This is a genomic window from Granulicella cerasi (genome assembly GCF_025685575.1).
GTDB classification, from domain to species: domain Bacteria; phylum Acidobacteriota; class Terriglobia; order Terriglobales; family Acidobacteriaceae; genus Granulicella; species Granulicella cerasi.
The window spans coordinates 622,217-638,590 of record NZ_JAGSYD010000003.1 but is presented as its reverse complement, the minus strand read 5'-3'; the positions used below and the strand labels follow the sequence as shown (position 1 = coordinate 638,590).

Genomic DNA, 16,374 nt, shown 5'->3' with positions numbered 1-16,374 from the left:
ATAAAGAGCGTTCCCATGCGATCCAAACTCCGCCTGTTTCCCCTCGCCGTCTTCGCGGCTGCGTCCGTCTGTGCCGCGCAAAGTCAGGAGCCCTCCGCTCCGCCGAAGGGGCAGGTCATCGTCCAGAGCCACGGCCAGTCGCCGGAACCGGACAGCGATCGCGCTGCGCTGGCGGTCGAAGCCACCGCGCCGGAGGTTACCGACGCCCAGCGTGCGGCCGTGCGCGTTACGAGCTATGACCTCGACGCGCACATTTCCGAGGCGACGCAGCTGCTGTCCGTGCACGCACGGCTGAAGGTGAAGAACCACAGCGGTACTCCGTTGTCGTTGCTGCCGTTGCAGGTCTCCTCGCAGCTCAAGTGGGAGGCCGCGTCGCTCGTGGACGCGCATGGCAAGCGCACGACGCTTCAGATCGCGCAGCACCGCGTGGACACCGACACCGACCACACCGGCGCGGCCAGCGAACTCGTGCTGACGCTGCCGCAGGCATTACAGCCCGAAGCTGAACTCGAGCTCGACGTGCTCTACTCCGGAACAGTCGAGTTGGACGCACATCGGCTCGAGCGCATTGGCGCGAGTCATCTGCAGGCGGTCGGCACGGACTGGGACCACATCGACGCGAGTTCCGTGGCGTTGCGGGGCTTCGGCAACGTGCTCTGGTACCCCGTTGCCGCGCCTGCGATGTTCCTCGGGGAAGGCAATCGGCTCTTCGCCGCCGTGGGGCAGGCAAAGCTCGAGGGCACAACGCTGCCGGTGCGTCTCCGCGTGGCGCTCGAGTATGCCAGCGTAGCGCCCACCGCTGCATACTTTCGCGGCGCCCGGCAGGATTTTCGCATCGCCAGCAATGACGCCGCGGACCACGATGCTGCCGCCGGAGGAGTAGCCGTTGCCGAGTGGCCGAGCGCGCCTGCAGGCTTTCGCACGCTGAATCTTTTCGTGACCGCACTGCCGCAGGACCTGCTGCTGAGCAGCGTGGCGAAGGTCAACAGCGCACCGACGGGAAACTACTCCAGCTCTTCTTCGGAGAGCCCGGATGGTCCGCCGATCTTCACAGCGCGTGGCGTCGATGCCAAGGTGCTTCCGCGCCTGCAGACCGAGGCCAAGTCTGTGGTTCCAATGCTGGAGAACTGGTTCGCCTACACGCCGAAGCAGCCTCTGGTGTTGATGGAGCAGCATGCGCAGCCGTTTGAAGATGGCCCGCTGCTGCTGGCTCCTGCGGACTCGTTCGCGACTTCGGGGAGCGAACCCATGCTTGCTTACAGTCTGACGCGTGCGTGGGTGAACACCGGGGATGCCTGGATCGACGAAGGACTGCCGCAGTTCTTCGCGCTGCTCGAAACGGAGCGCGACCATGGACGCGACACGGCGCTGAACGAGTTGAACAATCTGCTCAAGCCATTGCCGCTTGGCGAGCCGTCCTTCGCCTCCGCAGAAGAGATGCAGAAAGGTGCGCCGGGGCAGCCGCTGGTAGCGGCGACGGAAGAGGTGTTCTATCGCCGCAAGGCTGCGGCCGTGTGGTGGATGCTGCGCGATCTCGCAGGCGAAGACGCGCTGCGCAAGGCGCTTGCGGCTCTGCCCACGTTGCATGGAGCGGACACGAATGCTCGCGCAGTGGCGTTTCAGAAGGCGCTGGAAGCCGCCTCGCACAAGGACCTGGCATGGTTCTTCAACGACTGGGTGCTGCGCGATGCAGGGCTGCCGGATCTTTCTCTCGTGGACGTCACCCCACGTCCGCTACCCGCAGGCAAGGGCCACGACACGGGCTGGCTGGTCGCGGTGACCGTGCACAACGACGGAGGCGCGACGGCGGAAGTTCCGCTGACCGTGCGCTCGGGGGCGCTGGCGATCACGCGCCCGATGCGCGTGCCTGCGTTCAGCTCTGCGACAGACCGTGTCTTCATCCAGACCGCGCCGACTGAAGTGACGTTGAACGATGGCAGCGTGCCAGAGGCGCGCACGTCACTGCATCAGCGCACGCTGAACGTACGCACCACCGACAAGTAAGCGTTAGCGTCTGTGACGAGCAGCCGCGCGCACAGGCGCCGGGCGGCTCTGTACGCAGTCCTGTTCGCCGCTCCAGGTGCTGGAGCAGACGATATCGACCGGCGCGGAGTCCGCCGCGGGAGCGACCACATCATCCAGCGCATCGGTCAGCATCGGTACGTCGATCGTGGCGTTGCGCAGCGCATGAGCGCTGGCCGTGCCGCTGGCATGCAGTGAGTAGCCGCAAGCCGTGATCGAGCCGGAGAGTGAGAGTGTGTTCGTTGCGTCGAGGTGTGCCGGTGTTGGGGCGAGCATCAACGCATTTACGCATGCGGGATCATCGGTGGCCGAAGGATTGCGCGTCGCGTTCCAGGTGAAGACCGGTGGAGTCTGACCAGCCGGAGCTGCCGCAGGCAGGGTCACGGCAGCCGTACCGCTCCACAGGGCCTGAGCATCGCGCTGCAGGTGCACCTTGACGGCGCCATCCGGCGATGCGCCCGCAGGCACACGGGCGGAGAGCAGCTTCATCCAGTTGAGCACCCAGGGCAGCGGCATGGAATCGTCGTCGAGTTCCAGAGGCGTCGCAGCAAGATGGTGGAAGTCCACCGCATCGCTCTTCACGACCAGCGGCGTGGAGTCCTCACCATCTGGAACGGTGCACGCCGCATGGTGAAGCAGCATGGCCGGGCCGTTCACCTGCGCCGAGCATTCGGTGGTGACGTCGAGCATCTGTGCCGGCACGAAGTCCGCGCGGCGCAGTTCATCCACGGTGAGCTTGGTCGTGAGCGTACCCGCACCCAGCAGACCGGTCAGGTGCGCGTCGAGGTGCAGCGTGCCGCGCCAGTTGGCGTCCGTGCCGGTGAGCAGCTTGCTGGCTTCGCCCAGCGGCGCGTTATGCCAGCTCGCCTTCAAATCTACGGGGACCTGCGCCATGTTGGCCGCGCGTTCCAGCGCGCCTTCGACGCGCATCGTGCCTGCGTTCGGCACATTGGCATCGGTACGCAGCGGGTGCGCCACCAGGCGCACCCGCCACTGCTGCGCGGTGGGCAGCCAAAGCGCGAAGTCGGCGTTGTCGAGCGAGAAGGGCAGCTTCTCATCACCGAGCTTGAAGTTCACGCGAGCACCTGTGGCTTCGATGTACGGGAAGCGCGGCTGTTCGCTGGCAGACTTCTGCGAGGTCGGCGCAGCGTCAATATTCGCTGCGTGAATCAATATGCTCTCGAGGTTCCAGTGACCGCTGGCATCGCGTACCAGGTTCACGCTGGGGTTCACGAAGCGGATGCGCGAGATCTCGACCTGTTTGCGCCAGAGCGAGCTGACGCGAAGCTGCGCGTCCACCTCATCGGCGCGGATTGCGGGCTCGAAGCCGAAGGCCGGGTCCTCGTTGACGACAATGTATTTGAGCGTGAATCCGGGAGTGGGCAGCAGATGCAGCTGCACGCTTTCCATGCGGACGTTGCGGCCCAGGCTGGCGCTCATGTTCGCCACGATGCGGCGCTGCAAGCGGCTTACGTTGAGCAGCGGCGGTGTAAGAATCAGCGCGGCGACGAGCACGACCGCGCCACCTGACCAGAGCAGGCGACGGCGCAGACGCGAAGAGGTTGAGGAAGAAACGTCAGCCATCAGGCGGAGAGCAGTCCTAGCGCGTGACGTGCAGCGTGCGAGACCAACGCGTGCCGTCGAAGATGTGGATCAGTACGTGGAACATGAAGCCGATGCGATCGCCCATGGAGGTCTTGTCTTCCTGGTCGGCCGGCGTCTGGAACGACCAGTAGACGAAGAGCGGGCGGCCCATGATGTTTTCCACGGGCACGAAGCCCCAGAAGCGGCTGTCGAGGCTTTCGGTGCGGTTGTCGCCCATCGCGAAGACCTTGCCCGGAGGAACGACGACGTCGCCGTTCTGGATGTCCTGCGGCAGCTCCTGACGCCACAGCTCGGTGAGCTGATCGTCGACGGTGGGGGCCACGGTGGGGAAGTCGTCGCGATACGGGTTGTAGGCATGGGCGAAGTTGCCGTCATCGGTGGGCATCTGCGCGTAGGGCTCGGCCTGGGCCTTGCCGTTGATGAAGACGGTGCCGTGCTCGAGATGAATGTGGTCACCGGGCAGGCCGATCGCACGCTTCACGAGGATGAGGTCCGGCTGCTCCGGGTGCGGCTTTAGGAAGACGATGATGTCGCCATGCTGCACCGGGCGATAGTGCACCAGCGGAAACCACTTCGCCGCCGGCGAAAGCGAGACGCGGTCCACGATCAGGTGGTCGCCGATGAGCAGCGTCTTCTCCATCGACGCCGAGGGAATCTCGAAGTTCTGGAAGGCGAAGCCGATGACAAACAGATAGACCACCAGCAGCGTGCAGATGGACGCAATCCCTTCGAGCGGCGTTTCGTTCGGCTCGTTCGAGGGCTTCTTTCCATCGGCGCGATTGGCTTCAGCAACGGCCTGCTGCGAACGTGCAGAGGCGGCGAGGTCTGTCTCGTGGCTCAACGTGTCTCCCATGGCGCGCGGCGACTGGCGGCCTGCGCGCGGATGCCTCTTGAGTGTATCGAAAGACGCCGCCTGTAGGGAGCCGCAGGCGCAGGAACTCCGAACAGCAAGCGACTTAGTTCAAGGTGTGAAAGCCGCGGCGCAACTCCCGCAGCCGCTGGCCGACGCTGCTGGAGTCGCCGGAGTCAGGGCTGAGATACACCAGCACCGGCTGCGCAACCAGCTCGCCGCTCGGCACAAAACCCCAGTAGCGGCTGTCTTCGCTCTCGTTGCGGTTGTCGCCGAGCATGAAGTAGCTGTCCTGCGGCACGGTGATCTCCGCGCCGTGGATGCTGGTTCGCATCTGCTGCCACCACTGCGGATCGACGTTGGGGTCAAGCTCGCGCAGCGTGGGAAAATCGTCGCGGAAGGAGTTGAACGGCGCGGGAGCGTAGTAGGCATAGCGCTCGGCGAGCGGTTTGCCGTTCACCAGCACGCGTCCATCGCGCAGGCGGATGCGATCGCCCGGTAGACCGACGACGCGCTTGATCAGGTCCACCTTGGGGTCGGGCGGGAAGCGGAATACGGCCACATCGCCGCGCTGCACGGTGCGGCGCGGGAAGACCCACGCCCACACGCCTTCCTGCGCGAACGCCTGCTTGTTGCCCAGCACCATGTCGCCCACATGCAGGGTCGGCACCATGGAGCGCGTGGGGATACGGATGGGTTGCAGTACGAACGTGACGACGAAAATGGCGATGACCAGCAGTTCCAGCAGCGAGCGAACCACCAGCGCGACGCCGGGCCGCGCGTGTCGCCGTGGCTGCGGAGGCTGGCTCATGCCTTGGCCTCGACCGTCGTGGGCCAGTGGTCCAGCGCGATCGCCGCCGCGGACTGCTGCGCTTCACGCTTGCTTTTGCCCTCGGCCTGTCCGAGCACATGCGTCGTTTCCGGCGCTTCGAGGCGGACTTCGACGGTGAAGGTGCGAGCGTGCGCAGGGCCTTCCTGCGCGATGTCGATATAGCGCAGACGGCCGGCGTTCTCGGCCTGCACGCGCTCCTGCAGAATCGTCTTGGCGTCGCGCAAGGCGCGGCGTCCACCGGCTTCGAAAGCTTCGTCGATGCCCGCAGCCTCGGGAGCAAGCAGCAGCTTCTCCGCCAGCGCGGTGATGGCCTCCAGCGGATCGCGTCCCGAGCGGCGCGCGTCGAGGAACATCGCCGCGATGACCGCTTCGCTGGCATTGGCCCACAGCACCGGCCGCTCGCGATAACCGGAAAGCTCCGCACTGCGGCCGATCAGAAGATGGGGTGCGAGATCGAGCGCCGCGCCCAGCTCGCCCATGCGCTTGCGGCTTACCAGCGCCGAGCGGATGCGCGTCAACTCGCCTTCGTCGCGGCCAATGAAACGCTTCATCAGCAACTCGCTGACCACGAGGCCGATCACCGCATCGCCGAGGAACTCCAGCTGCTCGTTGTCCGTGCCGGGATCGTTGCGCTCATCGTGGTTGAAGTCGCCGCGCGCCTCGTAGACGAAGGACCGATGCGTCAGCGCCAGTGTCAGTAACGAGCGATCGCTGAAGACATACCCCAGCCTCTCTTCGAGCGCAGCAAGTCCTGCACCGTTACTGGTTTCCTTGCGTTTGCCGGGCCGTCGCGTCGTCATGCCACTCTCTACTCTACGACCAGCAGCGGGGGATTAGGGCTTCGGCGGTGTTGGCTTGTAGGCTTCCTTCTCAGCCTTGGCGGTCGGGTCAAAGTCCTTGTCGTCGTCCTCGGGCTTGGCCTGTGTAGCCTTGGTGGGCGCTGGTCCCCGCTGGGGCAGTGCGAACGGCTTGGCGAGGCCCGCCTCCGCGGCGGTCTTGGTGTCCGGACGACTGTCGCGGGTCGCCAGCGCGGCCTTGTACTCGGTCACGGCATGGTCGCGCTCGGGCGGCGTCATCGTGTCGTACAGGCGGCCCATGTAGATGTGCGCCCAGGCAAGCGTGCGCGGGTCCTTGGTCAGCGTCGTCGCCTGCTGCAGGCCGGCCATCGCCTTTTCCGGGTCGCCGTGCGCGAGGTCGATGCGCGCCAGCACGTAAGTGGCGCGGCCCTTGTCGCCGTTCGGCTTGCCGAGCTCGGCTTCGGCCAGATCAGCCGCCTCGTCCATCTTGCCGGTAGCCAGGTCGAGCTCCGCACGGTCCATACCGACCAGTGGCGCGTGGCTGCGCGAGTAACGCAGCGGATCTTCGATGGTGCCGGTTTTGTCGAAGACGATGTTCTTGGCGTGGTTGATCTCGCGGCCGGCGTCCATGCCGTAGATCAGCGGGGCCATCTGCTCGGTCAGGCTGGCACCGTCCTTCGACATTTCGGTGAGCGCGCCGTAGAAGTATCCGGTCAGCACCCAACCCTGCGTTTCGTCCTTGTCGACCAGGCGTTGCTGCTCGATCGCGGTCTCGCGATCGTAAGCGTTGCGCAGCGTGAGGTAGTCCGTATCGTCGGCGTGCGAGAAGCCGGAGCGCGGACGCTTCGGCTCCGGTCCGGCGATCTTGAACATGTGCGCTTCGATCGCCTTGATCAGGCACTCGGTGATGAGCGCGACCACGTCGCTCTTGTAGATGAACTCGATCGGCGCGTCAGACACCGCGCGCAGCAGCGGCTGCATGCGCTCCATCGCCTGGCCGCGGCTGTAGACCATCGGCTCAATCAGATAGTGCAGATAGATGTGGCGAATCTGCTCGAGTCGCACCGGCAGCACATCGCCTTCGGTCTTCTGCGGCGAGGTCACGATGATGTAATCCATGCCGTAGATGCGGGCGTTGGTGAGCGCGGGCGAAAGCATCGGCTCCAGCAGCACGAGGAAGCGGCGGCCATCGTAGCTTGAGACCGGCATGTGAAGAAAGACGTTCGTGCCGAGCACCATCTGCTGCATCGGGTCATGCATCCGCGTGGTTACGGCGTCATACTCGGGGCGGTGCTGCAGCCAGATGTAGTGCAGGTTGATCTTCTCGGCGAAGTCGCGCAGCAGTGGAAGAACCTGCTCCACCTGCGCGGCCTGCGGAGGCAGATCGCTCACATCGACGTTCGGCGTCATCGTCGGCGGGGGCGAAAGATAGAGTGCCAGCGACACATACTGGCCCACGTTCAGCGCCGAGCCCGCCAGGCGATGCAACTCAAGGTAGGTGCAAAGCGCATCGCGACTGGCGCGCGCAGCTTCGCTCGTCTTCAGCACTTCGTTGATGTCGTTACGCACTTCGGTGCGTACCGGCAGGCTCTTGTCGAGATCCGCGTCATAGCCGCAGGTGTTCAGCGCCGAACCCATGTCGAAGAGCGGTTCGCTCGTCTCCAGCGTGACCGAAGCTCCACCCGCCTGGATCTGCGCAGCGCGCGGACGCGCTGTCGGATTGCCATCGTCCTGACGAATCTGCGCACCCGGCGCAGAGGAGGAGGAAGAAGAGGACGACTGGGCGACCGCCATACTCGCAAGGCCGAAACCGAGCGTCAGCATCGCAGCCGAACGGAGAACCAACGGGGAGGGGAGGAAACGAAGCACGGTACCGGTTAGACGCACACAGGAAGTCTAACGAAAGCAGCCTAGCCGCGCACGGAGACGCCCGTGAAGGTGAGCATCACGCGACCGCGAACGGGGGCTCCGAAGACGGTGGCGGGCTTGAAAACGCTGGAGAGCAGGTTCTGCTCCACCTGGCGGCGAACGCCGTTGTCCTGCGGGCCGGCGATGATGCTGTAGTCGTAAACGCGTCCAGACTCATCCACCTGCGCCATCACCAGCACCGGCGCTTCATTTCCGGTCACGATGGGATCAGGCGGCACGGAGGAGTAAAGATACTTCGGCCCCTGCAGGTGGGCCTGGCGATCATCGTTGGCCTCTACGGAAAGCGAGCCTGCGAAGAACCACGTAAGGCTGCCCAGCAGAAGCGCGGCTACCGCTGTTCCGCCCGCGACGCGAAGCGCCATCGGGGCGAGCGTGCGCTTCCACTGCTCAAGAAGGCGCGCCGAAACAGGGAGATACGTCTGCCGTTCGCGCTCTGCGCGCAATGCCCCGCGCAGACGAATCTGCAGATCGTCCGGCATCTCTGCGCGACCCATCTCAGCCAGCAGACCCTGCATGGAGCGCATCACGCGGAACTCCTGCGCGCAGCCCGAACAGGTATCGAGGTGCTTGGCGATCGTGTTCATGCGACGTCCGCTCACGCGGCCATCGATATAAGCAGAGAAATCCGCTCGCACGGAGTCGCAGCGATTGCCGAGGCCGGGAATGACATTCAGCTTCATGCGGCCTCCTGCTCGCGCACACGCGCTGCGCTGGAGGTGAGTTGCCCAAGCTGTTCGCGCAGAGCCGCGCGTCCGCGGGCGATACGGCTCTTCACCGTGCCCACGGTGATGTTCAGAATTTCGGCGATCTCTTCGTAGCTCGCGCCTTCGATCTCGCGCAGCACGATCACTTCGCGGAAGCAGGGCTGCAGCGCTCCGAGCGCCGCTTCCATCTTCTGGCGCATCTGCATGCGCGAGGCGTTGTCGAAGGGCGAGGAATCCGGCGTTGCGAGCAGGTCGGCGAGCGAAAAGCTTTCACCTTCGTCATTCTCATGCTGCTCGTCGATGGCGGTTTCCTGGCGCTTGTGGCGGCTCCACCAGCGGCGCTGGTTGCTGGCCTCACGCAGCGCGATGCGGTAGATCCATGTGCGCAGCGAACTGTCGCCCTGGAAACTCGAGATGTTGCGGAATACCTTCACAAAGACGTCCTGGGTTACATCGGCCGCGTCAGCCGGATCGCGCAGCGAACGCGCGATCAGCGAGTACACCGAGTGGCTGTACTGTGCGATCAGCATGGAGAATGCCGCTTCGGAACCCGCTTTTAATTCGCGGACGAAGCTTTCCTCATCTGCCCGGACTCCGATTGCGCTGGCAAAATCGCTCATCAGGAACACCTTTAAAACTGGTCGCTGGGGAGAAACCGACCAATTGCAAAGCACTGTAGTGGATCGTCACCACGATTGTCTAACAAAGTCCGATCAGAATACAAAGCGATGTTGCGCCGCCGGCGGCCGAGTGTCTCGCTCCACTCTGAAACCTTAGACACCGAGTAGAGAGCGGATGTTCCCGCGGGGTTTGACTTCGTGCTCAATCCACGAGAGAATAACCAAGTCCTTCCTTTGGAGTGGGCCTGTGGCGCAGCTGGGAGCGCGCTTCCATGGCATGGAAGAGGTCATCGGTTCGATCCCGATCAGGTCCACCAACAATCTCAAAAGCATAGGGCACCCTCCTTTCAGCGACTCCGTCGCATCCTTGCACGAAATCTAGAGTTCGCAATTCCAACGGACGTTGGCTTGGCTGCTTTGTTGTGCCTGTGTAACGCCGGGTTTGGCGTTTTCCGGGTCGGCAGTGTCCTTTTTGTGCGGGTCAGGTCTGCGTGAATCGAGTTGATTGCCACAGGGACTTCAGGTGCCAAAGTCTGGACGTAGATAGCCGACTACGATGCGGTCTTTGATCCCATCCGGGCCGCGCTTCGGGCGACAAACGGAACAATCGGTAGATCCAGCGAATGCTGGAGCCGTTATCTTCAAATTCCTGAACGCGCCGGCGCCGCCTCTGCATCTTCTGCTGAGGTCGGATGCGTCCGACGATGTACTGAGGGCCCCGGACGCACTTCGCGGTGAGTTCGCCTCCTGGGAGTCGATAAGTCGATCGACGCACTTGAAAAAACGGCGCGGGCCATTCGTCGCTTCGGACAGGTTCAATCATCCTGAACCTCTCCGGGGCTGAATCTGGAGCGCTAAGTCGGCTTGCTGGACGCGAAGCGGTTCAACTGCAGAGAACGGCGTTTATCGTTAGCAATCGCTGCGTTGTCAATGTCGCGTTTGCACCTTATAGTCAGTCAATGACTACCGTGTCCACAGCGCTGTTCTCGTTCTTTGGAGCGATAGTTGTTGCTTCTGGCATGAGCGTGCGCCTCGATCACCTTCATTCGGGCCGAGCCACAGTTCGTTACATCCATCCTCCGAATGTGGAGCTTGACCTTAGACTTGCTTCGGGCGGCATGAACCGCATCCCGCTTACATATGAAGAGATCGGACAGCAGCGGAGGGGTGCAATCTGGAAGGCAGAAGTCGTGGCGGAAGAAGCGGCACACTTCGTCATCTTCACCGACCGCTTTTCATCCAATTCCAATATCCAAGGCGAATGCGGCGCGTCAGACGGCGAGCAATATCTTCACATCATCTCGCTTGCCGCGCCAATGCGGGAGACGCTTTCGCTCAACATTGACAGTTGTTACCAATCACTCAAGCCAATTGATGGGTACCCACAGTACGATCCCGTGGCTCGCGTTCTCTCAATCAAGATCGAGCACGAAGATACCGATAAAGTCACGTTAAGCAGGTATCACCTAAACAGCGACGGGACAGCACAGATGATCAATTAATCGCGGATCAGCGTAACGCATCCCTAATCAGTTGGATTAGTCCTCATAAGTCGGCTTTACGTCAGCGACCCGGCACGACGGCAGCTAGCGCCGCGTCACTTCCGCGAACAGCGTTCCTCAAGAGTTGTCGGGGAACCCGACAGCACTGCGGATGGTCGACCTGTAACGATTCGGCGCTGAGCCAGTTCTTCTCTTGAAGGCTGTGCTAAATGCGCTCTCTGAGGTATAGCCCAAGGAGCGAGCAAGCTCGGAAACGGCGATGTCGTCGTCTCGGAGGGCTCGTTTCGCCAGCCGCATCCGCCACGTCGTGAGGTAGTCGAGAGGTGATACGCCAGCGGCTTCCTTGAAACGAACGGCGAACGTCGTTCGAGACATCGCGGTTTCTTTCGCAAGCTCTTCAAGTCCCCACGCGTGCCCAGGTTTGCTGTGCATCGACCGCAGTGCCGGCGCAATTCGCGCATCGGCAAGGGCGCGCAGCCATCCGACAGGCAGGTTGCTGGACGTGTCCACATGCGCCCGCAAAATCTGGATGAACAGGAGCTGGGCCAGTTGGTCGGAAGCCAGACTCGCTCCGGGCAAGTTTGAAGATCGTTCTCGGACGAGTTGGTCGAGCAGCCACTGAAACGCTGTTGCCTGGGGCGAGGTGGCAGGAACGTGAATCCATGGCGGCAAGGCGTCCGCCAGTAGTTCGCGACTTGTGGGATCCAGCAGTACATGGCCGCCAAGATAGCTGAAGTCTTCGCCACTCCAAGGTGCGCCATGCCTGAAACGCTGCCTCGAAATACGTCCATCGCGTCCACGGGCTCGAGGTCTGGCTGGCTCGACAGGATGAACGATCTCTTCGCTGTGAGTAGTCCCACATCGCCTGGGCCGACTTGGCCTGGCTCGGGTTCGCCTTCGAGACGGACCCAGCAGGAGCCTTTGACCACGGCGAAGAACTTGATTTTGTCCGGCGCAGGGAAGCGCATGGCCCACGATCCACCCGCAGTAAAGCCTCCAGTGACGAGACTTTCGGCGCGGGTGAACTTCAAGATGTCGGAGAATGGATCAACGCTCACTTTCGTACTATCGCGCATGTACGGCGTACGTTCAAGCATTCTCCGTTCGATATCTCGTCAGTATCTTGAGCATATGGAAAACGAACTCGTATTGGTCACCGGCGGCTCGGGCTTCATCGCCTCCCACTGCATTCTGCAATTGCTGCAATCGGGATATCGTGTGCGGACGACGCTCCGTTCTCTTTCGCGTGAAGCAGATGTCCGCGCCATGCTGCAACAGGGCGGTACCGATCCGGGCGACCGCCTCACCTTCGCGGTTGCAGATTTGTCTGCGGACAAAGGATGGGCGGAGGCAGTCCAGGGATGCACGTACGTGCTCCACGGAGCTTCGCCAACTCCGTCCGGGAGCCAGACAAGCGAGGAGGATTGGATCCGTCCGGCGGTCGATGGAGTTCTGCGTGTGCTGCGTGCCTCGCGCGACGCTGGCGTGAAACGCGTCGTGCTGACCTCGGCATTCGGGGCCGTTGGCATGGGCCACAAGCCTCAGACCCGGCCCTTCGATGAAGCGGACTGGACAAACCTGGACGGCAAGGTGGCGCCGTACCAAAAATCAAAGACGCTTTCCGAGCGCGCGGCGTGGGAGTTCATCGCGAAAGAAGGAAAAGGGCTTGAACTCTCCGTGGTCAATCCCACTGCGGTCCTTGGGCCAGCACTTGCCGCCGACTACTCGCACTCCGTGCGCATCATCCAGCAAATGATGGATGGTCTTCCCGGAGCTCCAAAGATCAACTCAGGTTTTGTGGACGTACGAGACGTCGCTGACTTGCATCTCCGCGCCATGACCCATCCAGCGGCGAGCGGCGAACGCTTTCTTGCGATCGCTGGCAACAGCTTATGGATGCTAGAGCTTGCTCAGATATTGAAGCGCCGAATGGGAGTCGCTGCTGCAAAGGTGCCGAACCGCGAGCTTCCTAACTGGCTCATACGTTTTCTGGCGTTGTGGAATCCGGCCATGAAAAACCTTGTGCCGTTCCTCGGAGTAAAGATGAATGCGACTTCGCAAAAAGCCATTGAACGATTGGGCTGGTCTCCCCGCTCTAGTGAGGAAGCCATCGTCGCTTCGGCTGAAAGCCTATTACGTCTCGGCTTGCTGAAGGGGTAACGTTCCAATGTCTTGCTGGTAACAAAGTTGGCTTCTCGTCAGTGATCCGGCACTACGGCAGCTTGCGCCGCATCACTGACGAGAAGAGCGTTTTACAGGACAAATCCCAAGATGTGACCTTCCCTTCCGCTTGCCACAAATCGTGCATCACAAGGGCTAGGAGCTACACACATGAGCAAAGAAGCAAATATCGCAACGCAGAAGAAAATGGGCGACATCATCAACAGCTATCGCTTCGAGGACTTACACCAGGTCATGACACCGGGGGTAAAGGACCACGATCCTGCGGACGATCAGGGGCCCGGGCCAGATGGGTTTGTTCAGTGGTTCACGCAGTTCCATTCCGCTTTTCCTGACTTCAAGATCGCGGTTGAGCATTTGGTGGCAGATGAGGACAACGTCGCATCTGCCTATACGATTACCGGGACGCAGCAGGGTCCGTTCAACGGCATTCCCCCCACCGGAAAGAAAATCAAGGTCCGTGGCATGCAGATCTCCAAGTTCGACTCGAATGCAAAGATTGAGGAACGTTGGGGAGCTTCTCACGAGATCGGCATTCTGCAACAGATTGGTGCGATCAAGCCCGTTCCGCATTTGGATATGCCGCCGGCGATCTCTGCGCCGACTTCAGCAGGAACAATCTAGCCTCCGTTACTACATGGCCTCCGTGCGGAGTGAAGAGCACGGAGGCTATGCTTTATGCGTTCCGTCCATTTCAATGCATAGCCGATATTGGTAACGACAAGTCGGCTTCTCGTCAGTGATCCGGCACTACGGCAGCTAGCGCCGCATCACTGAGGAGAACGGCGTTTATGAGGAGTAATGCGCAGCAGTTACCGATAAGGCGTCTTCCGGGAGCAACGCTCAACGCCAAGCGATTACACACTGCCTCAAAATACGGGGTGCGGTCCACGCGGACATGAAGTCTTCCACAGAAATAGTCTTGCCTTCTGCAAGCGTGAGCTTTCCGCGACTTGCTCCTACAATGATAGAGAAGTGACCGACCTCCGAAGGTGTGTCGTACAGAACGATGGGGATACGTCCCATTTTCCTCTGCGCAAGCAATTCGGGCAGCCCGATGGCGCATTCCACAGGAATACCTAATCGTTTGAGGCGACGGTAACCGATCATCTCGTATGCACCGATGTCATTATCAGGATCTGTGTGAAATGAAACCTGTAGTCCTAATTCTCTAAGGCCTGCTGCTAAATGCACTGTGAACGCCCCGTGACGCTTCGTGTGGCGGCAAGCAGAGATGATTTTGGCTGCTGCCGGCTTCTTCCCGTAGTGGTGAAGTGCGGACCATGCGGCGAGAGGCCCACAGTGTCCGTCCAACTTCAGTATCTTTGATGGAGCGGACCACCAATCAGGGAGTTTCATCGTGTGTTTACACCCAAAGACGCGGAGTTCCTAACGAAAAGCATATCAATGCGCTAACCTTCTGAAAATGGCGTTTTCGGAAACTACGATTAGTACCGATTAAACGCCCTTCTCGTCAGTAATGCGGCGCTTATCGTGACCGACTCGCAAGGCCATCCTGAAGGTTGATCAGCTGTTGGGAAGTGTTACTGCGGATGTGATTTTGCGTACGCATTGAACTCGGGGAGCATCAGGTGTTTGCGTATCGAACCACCTGCCGGCTCCACTAGATATGCTTCTGTGTGCCCCAGATCTCTGCCGCAATCGCCAGTTGGGTACACGGAGGTCACAAGAACCAATGCGCCGGTCTCTCGATCCCAGCCATACGCCTGTACGTTGCCGCCTCGTGTTCTGCACCAATGTCTGCGTCGAAAATTTGCAAAGGCAGTTTGTATAGAGTCCGCCTCTTCCACTTGGTTTCCCTTTATGTGGAACACACGCGTGTGGAAGTTGCCGATCGCGCCACCATCGCTCCATGTGACCGCAAACCAGTCACTATTACTGGACCAAGTCACGAAAACGCTGGCGCTTAGGTTTGCTAGGTGCGTGGACAATAGCACCCTGGTGTTCCGACTCAAGGTGAAGCTACCGTCCTCTTTGACGGTGTAGCTTAGATCGCCTCGACGGTATACCTGCGGGTGCTCATCATCGGGTACGAAAAGGCACGAGGCATGTGAGCAGGCAGTGTACCCGGCATCGCTAATCGCTATCGGAGCAGCAAGTTGGGCCATGCCTGACATGCAGGTTAACAGCAATGTGAAAATTACAAGAGGTCGCACTGTGCTGGAAGCTTAGCATCCCGCAAGTGCATTGCTATAGTCCGCCCGTCATGAGTAACGATAATTCAATCGGCTAGCTCGAATCTCAGCCAGATCAACGTCGCGTGGTCGGTGGCTCCTGCGCGGAGTCGCGCACTTTGAGCTGCGTCTCCAGCACGATGTGGCGCGGTGGAGCAGTGTCGCCTTCAATACGGCTGAGGAGCAGTCGCATCGCCGCGTGCCCCAGTTGGTAGCTCGGCTGGACGACAGATGTCAGCGCCGGTTCGGTGAAGTCTGTGACGCTCAACCCGTCGAAGCCGATGATGGACACGTCCTGCGGGCAGCGTAGCTTGGACGCCTTTACTGCTTGCAACGCGCCGACTGCAATCAAGTCGTTCGCCGCGAAGATCGCTGTGGGTCGTGGCACCAGCCGAAGCAATCGCATCGCGCAGAGATAACCGCCCTCCTGGTCGAAGCTGCTCGCCTGTATGTACTCGGGCGAGATGGTGATTTTACGGCGCTTCAACTCCTTCAGGAAGCCGCGAACACGATCTCCTACGGTAGAGACATTCTCGGGGCCCTGGACGATAGCGATCTGCTTGTGACCCAACTGCGCGAGATGCGCGGCTGCCGTCTTGCCGCCTTCAAAGTTTTCGACCGTGACGCTGTCACCGTTCCAACCCAACGGCTGGCGATCGATACACACCAGCGGATATTGGCCCAGGGTAGGCAGCTTGTGGTTGTCCGAAGGGATGAGGATGATGCCTGCGGGCATGAACGAACTGAGGTCGTTCATGTAGGCGAGTTCCTTCGCAGGGTCGTTGTCTGCATTGCACAGCAGCAGACGATAGTTTGCGCGAAACGCTGCGTCCTCCACGCCGCGCACTACGGAAGGGAAGAAGGGATTGGTGATGTCGGGGATCACCATGCCGATCAGGTTCGTGCGGTTCGTGCGTAGCGCGCGCGAAAGATGATTGGGTTGATAGCCCAGCTCGTCGATGGCCTTCTGAACGCGAGCGCGTACCTCATCAGACACGGAGACTTTACCGTTGATGACGTGCGAAACCGTGCCCAGAGAAACGTTGGCCCGCCGCGCGATATCGTGCATGGTAATGCGCGAGGCGGCGGCGGGCACTTTCGTTGATTTGTTTGTGGGCAACTGTGGCTCCGTGCCAG

Annotated in this window: 13 protein-coding genes, 1 tRNA gene and 1 pseudogene; 5 read left to right on the top strand and 10 right to left on the bottom strand. The window is 61.2% G+C overall.

Annotated elements, in window-relative coordinates:
• Positions 1 to 15 precede the first annotated feature (15 nt).
• A complete protein-coding gene (locus tag OHL11_RS12145; RefSeq protein ID WP_263371767.1) occupies positions 16 to 2,004 on the top strand; it encodes a M1 aminopeptidase family protein in 1,989 nt (662 codons plus the stop codon).
• A gap of 3 nt (positions 2,005 to 2,007) precedes the next feature.
• Here OHL11_RS12145 and OHL11_RS12140 read toward each other — a convergent pair whose 3' ends face one another.
• The 7 genes from OHL11_RS12140 to OHL11_RS12110 form a co-directional block, all read right to left on the bottom strand.
• Positions 2,008 to 3,606, bottom strand: a complete 1,599-nt coding sequence (locus OHL11_RS12140; RefSeq protein ID WP_263371766.1) for an AsmA family protein — start codon at positions 3,604 to 3,606, stop codon at positions 2,008 to 2,010.
• A 16-nt stretch (positions 3,607 to 3,622) separates the two neighbouring features.
• Entirely contained in the window at positions 3,623 to 4,468 is an 846-nt protein-coding gene (gene lepB, locus OHL11_RS12135) for a signal peptidase I (protein ID WP_390234555.1), read from the bottom strand.
• A 115-nt stretch (positions 4,469 to 4,583) separates the two neighbouring features.
• Entirely contained in the window at positions 4,584 to 5,288 is a 705-nt protein-coding gene (gene lepB / locus OHL11_RS12130) for a signal peptidase I (RefSeq protein ID WP_263371765.1), read from the bottom strand.
• Positions 5,285 to 6,109 (bottom strand): ribonuclease III, encoded by an 825-nt coding sequence (rnc, locus tag OHL11_RS12125; protein ID WP_263371764.1) that lies wholly within the window; start codon positions 6,107 to 6,109, stop codon positions 5,285 to 5,287. Before rnc ends, lepB (OHL11_RS12130) begins: the two co-directional genes overlap by 4 nt.
• Positions 6,110 to 6,142: 33 nt before the next feature.
• On the bottom strand, positions 6,143 to 7,930 hold the full coding sequence (locus tag OHL11_RS12120; RefSeq protein ID WP_263371763.1) for a DUF4932 domain-containing protein: 1,788 nt from the start codon (positions 7,928 to 7,930) through the stop codon (positions 6,143 to 6,145).
• Between the two features lie 86 nt (positions 7,931 to 8,016).
• Positions 8,017 to 8,715 carry an anti-sigma factor family protein gene (locus OHL11_RS12115; RefSeq protein ID WP_263371762.1) on the bottom strand — a complete coding sequence of 233 codons (699 nt, stop codon included), beginning with the start codon at positions 8,713 to 8,715 and terminating at the stop codon, positions 8,017 to 8,019.
• Entirely contained in the window at positions 8,712 to 9,269 is a 558-nt protein-coding gene (locus OHL11_RS12110) for a sigma-70 family RNA polymerase sigma factor (protein WP_263371761.1), read from the bottom strand. The genes OHL11_RS12115 and OHL11_RS12110 overlap by 4 nt, the downstream gene beginning before the upstream one ends.
• A gap of 331 nt (positions 9,270 to 9,600) precedes the next feature.
• Here OHL11_RS12110 and OHL11_RS12105 point away from each other — a divergent pair.
• Together OHL11_RS12105 and OHL11_RS12100 are read left to right on the top strand one after the other, a co-directional pair.
• Positions 9,601 to 9,676 (top strand) — tRNA-Ala (locus OHL11_RS12105).
• Between the two features lie 651 nt (positions 9,677 to 10,327).
• On the top strand, positions 10,328 to 10,861 hold the full coding sequence (locus tag OHL11_RS12100; RefSeq protein WP_263371760.1) for a hypothetical protein: 534 nt from the start codon (positions 10,328 to 10,330) through the stop codon (positions 10,859 to 10,861).
• A 117-nt stretch (positions 10,862 to 10,978) separates the two neighbouring features.
• Here the strand turns inward: OHL11_RS12100 and OHL11_RS12095 are convergent, their stop codons facing one another.
• Both OHL11_RS12095 and OHL11_RS12090 read right to left on the bottom strand, forming a co-directional pair.
• Complete coding sequence (locus OHL11_RS12095; RefSeq protein ID WP_263372071.1) at positions 10,979 to 11,293, bottom strand: helix-turn-helix transcriptional regulator; 315 nt, start codon at positions 11,291 to 11,293, stop codon at positions 10,979 to 10,981.
• 132 nt (positions 11,294 to 11,425) lie between these two features.
• Positions 11,426 to 11,937 (bottom strand): annotated as a pseudogene (locus OHL11_RS12090) (cupin domain-containing protein); the annotation flags it as partial.
• Here OHL11_RS12090 and OHL11_RS12085 point away from each other — a divergent pair.
• Positions 11,828 to 13,021, top strand: a complete 1,194-nt coding sequence (locus tag OHL11_RS12085) for an SDR family oxidoreductase (RefSeq protein ID WP_263371759.1) — start codon at positions 11,828 to 11,830, stop codon at positions 13,019 to 13,021. The pseudogene OHL11_RS12090 and the gene OHL11_RS12085 overlap by 110 nt on opposite strands.
• Before the next feature lie 171 nt (positions 13,022 to 13,192).
• Positions 13,193 to 13,666 (top strand): ester cyclase, encoded by a 474-nt coding sequence (locus tag OHL11_RS12080; RefSeq protein WP_263371758.1) that lies wholly within the window; start codon positions 13,193 to 13,195, stop codon positions 13,664 to 13,666.
• A 1,647-nt stretch (positions 13,667 to 15,313) separates the two neighbouring features.
• Here OHL11_RS12080 and OHL11_RS12075 read toward each other — a convergent pair.
• Complete coding sequence (locus OHL11_RS12075) at positions 15,314 to 16,357, bottom strand: LacI family DNA-binding transcriptional regulator (protein WP_263371757.1); 1,044 nt, start codon at positions 16,355 to 16,357, stop codon at positions 15,314 to 15,316.
• Positions 16,358 to 16,374: the final 17 nt, after the last annotated feature.

What these genes read in the sequence shown, in the direction of transcription:
- OHL11_RS12145 (WP_263371767.1), top strand. Translation starts at nt 16, where the DNA reads ATGCGATCCAAACTCCGCCTGTTTCCCCTCGCCGTCTTCGCGGCTGCG.
- OHL11_RS12140 (WP_263371766.1), bottom strand. Translation starts at nt 3,606, where the DNA reads ATGGCTGACGTTTCTTCCTCAACCTCTTCGCGTCTGCGCCGTCGCCTG.
- lepB (WP_263371765.1), bottom strand. Translation starts at nt 5,288, where the DNA reads ATGAGCCAGCCTCCGCAGCCACGGCGACACGCGCGGCCCGGCGTCGCG.
- rnc (WP_263371764.1), bottom strand. Translation starts at nt 6,109, where the DNA reads ATGACGACGCGACGGCCCGGCAAACGCAAGGAAACCAGTAACGGTGCA.
- OHL11_RS12120 (WP_263371763.1), bottom strand. Translation starts at nt 7,930, where the DNA reads ATGCTGACGCTCGGTTTCGGCCTTGCGAGTATGGCGGTCGCCCAGTCG.
- OHL11_RS12115 (WP_263371762.1), bottom strand. Translation starts at nt 8,715, where the DNA reads ATGAAGCTGAATGTCATTCCCGGCCTCGGCAATCGCTGCGACTCCGTG.
- OHL11_RS12110 (WP_263371761.1), bottom strand. Translation starts at nt 9,269, where the DNA reads ATGCTGATCGCACAGTACAGCCACTCGGTGTACTCGCTGATCGCGCGT.
- OHL11_RS12095 (WP_263372071.1), bottom strand. Translation starts at nt 11,293, where the DNA reads ATGCACAGCAAACCTGGGCACGCGTGGGGACTTGAAGAGCTTGCGAAA.
- OHL11_RS12085 (WP_263371759.1), top strand. Translation starts at nt 11,828, where the DNA reads ATGGCCCACGATCCACCCGCAGTAAAGCCTCCAGTGACGAGACTTTCG.
- OHL11_RS12080 (WP_263371758.1), top strand. Translation starts at nt 13,193, where the DNA reads ATGAGCAAAGAAGCAAATATCGCAACGCAGAAGAAAATGGGCGACATC.